A 6,983-nucleotide genomic window follows, 5' to 3' on the forward strand; every position below is an offset into this window, starting at 1 on the left:
AAGGCCGCTGCGGCGATCAGGGCTGGGTGAAGCGGTCGGCGACTTCAACCGGTTCGTCGGCCGACAGGATGAGCGCATAGGCCACATGCTTGAAGGTGCGAAACACCATCATCACGCCCACGCGGCGGTCGGGCAGTTCGATCTCGGGCTTGCCGGGCGCCGTCGAGTCTTTGACCATGCGGCTGTTGTGCCACAGCGCCAGCACGTCGCCGCGCTCCAGCCCGTCGTCGGCCCCGCGGTTGAGCGCGACCACGCTGTTCTTGGCCGCCATGCTCAGATCGCCGTAGATCGAAACAATGTCGCCGCTGATCGGCTTGGCCGGGGCGTGCGGGGTGTAGTTGAGGAATTCACGCGGCGGCGCGATGACCAGCCGGTCGCCCACGCCGACTTCACGCTCGATGCCATCGACCCGGAACACCGACACCGCATCCGGCCCGGAAGGCGGCTCGACCAAATTGGTCGTGCCGAGATATTCGGCCTGGTAGGCGATGATCTTTTTCGTGGCCGGATCGACCAGCGGCTTGGCCGGGCGATAGATCTGATAGCGCGTGGCCCTGCTCACATCACCGCGCACATAGACCTGCGTGCCGGGCGACGCCATGGTGTGCCCCTTGGGCAAGGCCACGATGCGCGGCGAGGCTTCGAGTATGTCGGGCTCGACGATCAGCGGCTGGGTGAGGAAGGGGGCGATGAGTTCCGGCGAGATGGTGGGAATGCCTTCAGGCGGCAGCGGGCTGGATTCGACCTGCGGGTTGAGCTTCACCGTGGGAATGCCCTGGCTGTCACTGCCCATGCTGAGGCGGGCGCGGCCGTTGGAAATGTCGAGAAACAGCACTTGTCCTGGAAAAATCCAGTGTGGGTTGCGGATCTGCTGCAGATTCATGCCCCACAGTTTGGGCCAGTCCCAGGGCTTGCGCAGGTACATGCCGGAAATTGCCCACAAGGTGTCACCGCGTTTGACGGTGTAGCGCGAGGGCGCGTTGGCCGCCAGCTCGGAAACCGGCACGCCGGTCTGCGCGGTGAGTTCAGCCTGGGCGCGCTGCGCCGGAGCCACCGGATAGTTGGGCAGACCATGCAGCGCGGGCGCGGCGGCCGATGGATTGGCGGCGCAAGCCCAGGGCGCCGCAGCGGCCATCGCCAGCGCGGCAGCCAGAGCGCGGTAGCTCATACTAGGTGAAAAGAGGTTGAAAGGGTGGTGGAAAGCCTGTCTCAGCATGGCGCAAAGTCCCCAGATCGAAACGGTGGCCACATCCGGCGCGGTGTGGTCTTTTGTGAATCTGCCCCCCGTGGAAATTTGCGATTCCAGGGCCCATATCTCAAAATTGTTGAGCACATTGTGCACGCAACACCTTGATGCGGCAATCAAATCACCGTTTGGTCGGCGTTTGGACGGGGCGGCAGTTGCAAGAATGTTGCGGGCGCGCCCGGCCCACTGTGTTGGCGGAGGCGCGTGCAGAGTCGGCCACCCCCGTTTTTGCAATGGATAAAGCCTTTTCCATCGCAAATAACTAAAATGCGAGCCATGGAACAACTGACCATTCTTCAATATCCCGATCCGCGTCTTTACACCGTGGCCAAGCCGGTTGCTGCGGTCGATGAGCGGGTGCGCGCCCTGGTGGCGGCGATGTTCGAGACCATGTACGCCTCTAATGGCGTCGGCCTGGCCGCGACGCAGGTCGATGTGCACGAGCGCATCATCGTCATGGATACCTCGGAAGAGCGCAATCAACCTCTGGCGCTCATCAACCCGGAAATCGTGCGGCACAGCGCGGAAGACAAGGAATGGGAAGAGGGGTGCCTGTCCGTCCCAGGCATCTACGACAAAGTCACACGGCCGGCCACGGTGCGGGTGCGCGCGCTGGACGCGCAGGGCCAGCCCTTCGAGATGGACGCCGACGGGCTGACCGCGGTGTGCATTCAGCATGAAATGGATCATCTGATGGGCAAGGTTTTTGTCGATTACCTCTCGCCGCTCAAACGCAACCGGATCAAGACCAAAATGCTCAAACGGCAAAGGCAGGCCGCTTGAGCCAGGCCATGCCCGCCTCCCCTTCGGCGCGCCGTTTGCGCGTGGCGTTTGCCGGCACGCCGGAGTTCGCTGCGGGGGCGTTGCGCGCCATTCTGAGCGCGGGCTACACCGTGCCTCTGGTGCTGACTCAGCCCGACCGCCCCGCGGGCCGCGGCATGAAACTGCAGTCCAGCCCGGTCAAGCAAGTTGCTTCGGCGGCGCAAATCGAGGTCATTCAACCCCAAGGTCTGCGGCTGGACGGGCGCTATGCCGAACAGGCCGCGCAGGCACACGCGGCGTTGCGCGGCGCCCAGGCGGACGTGCTGGTCGTGGCGGCCTACGGCCTGATTCTGCCGACGTCGGTGCTGACGCTGCCGCGATTGGGTTGCTTGAACATTCACGGCTCGCTGCTGCCGAGGTGGCGCGGAGCGGCCCCGATCCAGCGGGCGATTGAGGCAGGCGATGCGCAGACAGGCATCACCCTGATGCAGATGGATGCGGGGCTCGACACGGGCGACATGCTGCTGGAGCAGGCCCTGCCGATTGAATCCACCGACACCGCGTCCACCCTGCACGACAAACTCGCCGCCTTGGGCGCGGCCCTGGTGGTTCAGGGACTGGATGCGCTGGAACGCGGCGAGCTGCGCCCGCGTCCGCAGCCCGAAGCCGGGGTGACGTACGCCGCGAAAATCAGCAAGGACGAATCGCTGTTGCAGTGGGATTTGCCGGCAGAACTGCTCGCCCGGAGGGTGCGGGCGTTCACGCCCTGGCCAGGGACGCAATTCACCTTGCCGGACGGCGGTGTCGTCAAGGTGGGTGCGGCCGAGGCATTGACGGCACCACATGTCGGCCCGCCCGGCTTGGTGCGGCAGATGACGGCCGAAGGGCTGGATGTGGTTTGCGGCAGCGGCGTGCTGCGCATCACACGATTGCAAAAACCCGGCGGCACAATGCAGAGCGTGGCGCAATGGCTGCAGGGCGGGGCCGACCTCACGGGCTTGACGCTAAGTTAAGCCCCTTTGCGGCCTTGAACTTTTGATTCGCTGCACAATCTAGCGCTGTTGTATCCAAACGTATCGGAGCGAAGCATGTTCAATATCCTGAAAACCGCCATCCTGATGGCTGCGATCACCGCGTTGTTCGTGGTCATCGGCTCCATGCTGGGCGGACAGAAAGGCATGATTCTGGCGCTGCTGTTCGCGTTGGGCATGAACTTCTTCAGCTACTGGTTCAGCGACAAGATGGTGCTGAAGATGTACAACGCGCAGGAGGTCGACGCCAGCAGCGCGCCCCAGTTCTACGCCATGGTGCAGGAGCTTGCCCAGCGCGCCGGGCTGCCCATGCCGCGGGTCTATCTCATCCAGGAAGACGCGCCCAACGCCTTCGCCACCGGCCGCAACCCGGAGCACGCGGCGGTGGCGGCCACCACGGGCATCCTGCGGGTACTCAGCGCGCGTGAGTTGCGCGGGGTGATGGCGCATGAACTGGCGCATGTGAAGCACCGCGACATTCTGATTTCCACCATTTCCGCCACCATGGCCGGGGCCATTTCGGCGCTGGCGAACTTCGCGATGTTCTTCGGCGGACGAGACTCCGAAGGTCGGCCGGTGAATCCCATCGCCAGCATTGCCGTGGCCATTCTGGCGCCGCTGGCTGCGAGCTTGATCCAGATGGCGATTTCCCGCGCCCGCGAGTTCGAGGCCGATCGTGGCGGCGCCGAAATCTCGGGCGATCCGGCCGCGCTGGCCGCGGCTTTGCAGAAAATCGAGGCTTACGCGCGCGGCGTGCCGTTCCAGGCCGCTGAGGAGCATCCGGCCACGGCGCAGATGATGATTCTCAACCCCCTGCACGGCGGCGGCATCGCCAAGTTGTTCAGCACCCACCCGGCCACCGAGGAGCGCGTGGCCCGGCTGATGCAGATGGCGCAGGCCGGCACGGCTCAGGCCTGGCAAGGCTGAGCTGCGGCGTAGGTTAAAACAAAGCCCGGCTGGCCCCATGGGGCCAGCCGGGCTTTTTGCTGGACGCGGCTTACCGGCGCTGTCCGAACTGCACCCCTTCCAGCGCGCTGTCGATGATGACCCCGGCGATGCTGTAGAGAATCGACCCGAGCAGCGCAGCGCCGAAGCTGCGCACATGAAAGCCGTCGATCACGCCGGACGCCGCGTAGAACATGGCGGCGTTGAGCGCGAAGAAAAACAGCCCGAGGGTCAGAATGGTGATCGGCAGCGTGAGGATGAACAGAATGGGCCGCACCAGCGCATTGAGCAGACCAATGAACAGTGCCGCCCACATGGCCGCGCCAAAACCCGAGACCTGCACGCCGCTGTAGAGGTAGGCCACAGCCAGCAGGGCGCAGGCGGAAAGCAGCCACTTGAGCAAGAGTTTGAGCATGGTGGGTTTCCTGAGGTTCAGCGGCCTGCGGCCAGACGCTTGGCTAGTTCGGCTGCCAGTCCGGTGTAGCTGGCCGGTGTCATGGCGAGCAGGCGTTGGCGGTCGTCTTCGGGCAGGTTCAGCCCTTTGATGAATTCCCGCATGGAGTCTGCCGTGATGGCCTTGCCGCGGGTCAGTTCCTTGAGCTGCTCGTAAGGGCTGGGCAGACCGTGGCGGCGCATGACGGTTTGCACCGGTTCGGCCAGCACTTCCCAAGCGTTGTCGAGATCTTCAGCCAGGCGTTGAGGATGGACGAGCAGCTTGTCGAGCCCGCGCAGCAACGAGTCCCAGGCCAGCACGCTGTGGCCGAGCGCCACGCCCATATTGCGCAGCACGGTCGAGTCGGTGAGGTCGCGCTGGAAGCGCGAGATCGGCAGCTTGTCGCTCAGGTGCCGCAGCAGCGCGTTGGCGATGCCCAGATTGCCCTCGGCGTTTTCGAAGTCGATGGGGTTGACTTTGTGCGGCATGGTGGACGAGCCGATTTCGCCTGCCTTGGTCTTCTGCTTGAAATAGCCCCAGGAGATATAGCCCCAGATGTCGCGGCTGAGGTCGATCAACAGGGTGTTGGCGCGGGCGACCGCGTCGAACAGCTCGGCCATGGCGTCGTGCGGTTCGATCTGGATGGTGTAGGGGTTGAAACTCAGCCCCAGCGACTCGACCACGCGGCGCGCAAAGGCCTCCCAGTCCACCTCGGGGTAGGCCGCCAGATGCGCGTTGTAGTTGCCCACCGCGCCGTTCATCTTGGCGCTCAGCTCGACCGATTCGATGGCCGCCATGGCACGCTGCAGGCGGTGGGCGACGTTGGCGAATTCCTTGCCCAGGGTGGTGGGGCTAGCCGTCTGGCCGTGGGTGCGCGACAGCATGGGCTGTTCGGCCAGCTCGGCGGTGAGATCGAGCAGTCGCCGCAGCACGCGCTGCAGCAGCGGCATGACGACTTCACGCCGCGCGCCTGCGAGCATCAGGCCGTGCGCGGTGTTGTTGATGTCTTCCGAGGTGCAGGCGAAGTGGAAGAACTCGGCGTGTCGGTGCACATCGGCCATCTCGGCCGTTTGCGCCTTGAGCCAGTACTCCACCGCCTTGACGTCGTGGTTGGTGGTGCGTTCGATGGCCTTGATTTCGGCGGCCTGCGCGCTGCCGAAACCGGCCACCAGCGCCTGCAACGCCGCCCGCGCCGAAGGTGGCAGCGCGGGAAATTCCGGCAGCCCCAGATCGGACAGACCGATGAACCAGGCCACTTCGACCTGCACGCGGCTGCGCATCAGTCCGGCCTCGGACAGATGCGCGCGCAGGGCGTCGACCTTGGCGGCATAGCGCCCGTCCAGGGGCGAGAGCGCGTCCAGTGTGGACAGCGCGGCGGATTGCGGTGTGGGGTTCGTGCTCATGCGGGCATTGTAGGAATTGCGGGCTGCAGCGGGCGGCGCCTGCGGCAGGGCGGCATCGAGGTCGGTTGATATACTCGATCGCCCATTGATTGCAGTGCCAAAACATGAAACTCATCGGCTCCCTGACTAGTCCTTACGTGCGCAAGGTGCGCATCATGCTGGCCGAAAAAAAAATCGAGGCCAAGTGGGAAGAAGAGAACGTCTGGTCGGACGCGACCCAGATCGGTCGCTCCAACCCGCTGGGCAAGGTGCCGTGCCTGGTGCTCGACGACGGCGAAGCGATTTTCGACTCGCGGGTGATCGTCGAATATCTCGATACCCTCACCCCCGTGGGCAAACTCATTCCTGCTGGCGGGCGCGAGCGCGCCGAAGTCCGTACTTGGGAGGCTCTGGCCGATGGGGTGATGGACGCCGCGGCCACGGCCAGGCTGGAACAGACTTGGCCCGGCCGCACCGAGGCGCAGCGCAGCCCGGCGTGGATTGCGCGGCAGATGGGCAAGGTCGATTCCGGCGTCAAGGCCATGTCGCACGGCCTGGGCGACAAGCCGTTTTGCAGCGGCAACCATCTCAGTCTGGCCGATATTGCCGTGGGGGCCGCTCTAGGCTACGTGGTGTTTCGCTTTCCTGAACTCGGCTGGCAGCAGCAGTACCCCAACCTCGCCAAGCTCTACGACAAGTTGATGCAGCGTCCGTCGTTTCGCGATACGGCCCCGCCGCAGGGCTGACGCGGCGCGCGCCTATGACGGCTGCGCTGCCTGCAGCAGCCAGCGCAGTACAAACTCTGCAGCCTGCAGACGCACGTTGTCCCGGTCGCCCTTGAACAGGGCGTGACGGGTTTCGCTTCGCACTGCGTCACCTTCTTTCCAGGCCAGCCCGAACCACACCGTGCCTACCGGTTTTTCTGCCGTGCCGCCGCCTGGCCCAGCGATGCCGGTGATCGCCACGGCGACCTCCACCCCCGCGCGGTGCCGCGCGCCCAGCGCCATGGCGCTGGCGACCTCCGGGCTCACCGCACCGACTCGCGCAAACAGTTCGGGGTTCACGCCGAGCAGATCGGATTTGGCGGCATTGCTGTAGGTGACAAAACCCCGGTCGAACCAGTCGCTGGCCCCGGCCACGCTGGTGACGGCCGCGGCGACCAGCCCGCCGGTGCAGGATTCGGC

8 protein-coding genes are annotated in these 6,983 nt (G+C 65.0%); 4 read left to right on the top strand and 4 right to left on the bottom strand.

Features of this window, described 5'->3' with window-relative positions:
* Positions 1–16: 16 nt before the first annotated feature.
* Entirely contained in the window at positions 17–1,168 is a 1,152-nt protein-coding gene (locus B3H47_RS03075; RefSeq protein ID WP_414718222.1) for a LysM peptidoglycan-binding domain-containing protein, read from the bottom strand.
* A gap of 354 nt (positions 1,169–1,522) precedes the next feature.
* Here B3H47_RS03075 and def point away from each other — a divergent pair, with 354 nt between their 5' ends.
* The 3 genes from def to htpX all read left to right on the top strand — a co-directional run bounded on the left by def (position 1,523) and on the right by htpX (position 3,966).
* Entirely contained in the window at positions 1,523–2,029 is a 507-nt protein-coding gene (gene def / locus B3H47_RS03080) for a peptide deformylase (RefSeq protein ID WP_232054255.1), read from the top strand.
* 35 nt (positions 2,030–2,064) lie between these two features.
* Positions 2,065–3,021 (top strand): methionyl-tRNA formyltransferase, encoded by a 957-nt coding sequence (gene fmt / locus B3H47_RS03085; protein ID WP_276706877.1) that lies wholly within the window; start codon positions 2,065–2,067, stop codon positions 3,019–3,021.
* A gap of 75 nt (positions 3,022–3,096) precedes the next feature.
* Positions 3,097–3,966: a zinc metalloprotease HtpX gene (htpX, locus tag B3H47_RS03090; RefSeq protein WP_276706858.1), complete on the top strand. Its 870-nt coding sequence runs from the start codon at positions 3,097–3,099 to the stop codon at positions 3,964–3,966.
* A gap of 70 nt (positions 3,967–4,036) precedes the next feature.
* Here the strand turns inward: htpX and B3H47_RS03095 are convergent, their stop codons facing one another.
* Together B3H47_RS03095 and purB are read right to left on the bottom strand one after the other, a co-directional pair.
* A complete protein-coding gene (locus B3H47_RS03095; protein ID WP_276706859.1) occupies positions 4,037–4,399 on the bottom strand; it encodes a phage holin family protein in 363 nt (120 codons plus the stop codon).
* A gap of 17 nt (positions 4,400–4,416) precedes the next feature.
* Entirely contained in the window at positions 4,417–5,820 is a 1,404-nt protein-coding gene (gene purB / locus B3H47_RS03100) for an adenylosuccinate lyase (protein WP_286985993.1), read from the bottom strand.
* Positions 5,821–5,924: 104 nt separating this feature from the next.
* Here purB and B3H47_RS03105 point away from each other — a divergent pair, with 104 nt between their 5' ends.
* The gene (locus B3H47_RS03105; RefSeq protein WP_276729325.1) at positions 5,925–6,545 is read left to right on the top strand and encodes a glutathione S-transferase N-terminal domain-containing protein; all 621 of its coding nucleotides are present in this window, start codon (positions 5,925–5,927) and stop codon (positions 6,543–6,545) included.
* A gap of 12 nt (positions 6,546–6,557) precedes the next feature.
* On the opposite strand, the gene B3H47_RS03110 is transcribed toward B3H47_RS03105, so the two are convergent.
* The coding region (locus B3H47_RS03110) for a CinA family protein (protein ID WP_286985995.1) at positions 6,558–6,983 on the bottom strand (426 nt) is incomplete at its 5' end.

The organism is Thiomonas sp. UBA7699, from assembly GCF_002482605.1.
Taxonomy (GTDB): domain Bacteria; phylum Pseudomonadota; class Gammaproteobacteria; order Burkholderiales; family Burkholderiaceae_C; genus Thiomonas; species Thiomonas arsenitoxydans.

Excerpts from the sequence above, each read along its gene's own strand:
- B3H47_RS03075 (WP_414718222.1), bottom strand. The coding sequence starts at position 1,168 with ATGAGCTACCGCGCTCTGGCTGCCGCGCTGGCGATGGCCGCTGCGGCG.
- def (WP_232054255.1), top strand. The coding sequence starts at position 1,523 with ATGGAACAACTGACCATTCTTCAATATCCCGATCCGCGTCTTTACACC.
- htpX (WP_276706858.1), top strand. The coding sequence starts at position 3,097 with ATGTTCAATATCCTGAAAACCGCCATCCTGATGGCTGCGATCACCGCG.
- B3H47_RS03095 (WP_276706859.1), bottom strand. The coding sequence starts at position 4,399 with ATGCTCAAACTCTTGCTCAAGTGGCTGCTTTCCGCCTGCGCCCTGCTG.
- purB (WP_286985993.1), bottom strand. The coding sequence starts at position 5,820 with ATGAGCACGAACCCCACACCGCAATCCGCCGCGCTGTCCACACTGGAC.
- B3H47_RS03105 (WP_276729325.1), top strand. The coding sequence starts at position 5,925 with ATGAAACTCATCGGCTCCCTGACTAGTCCTTACGTGCGCAAGGTGCGC.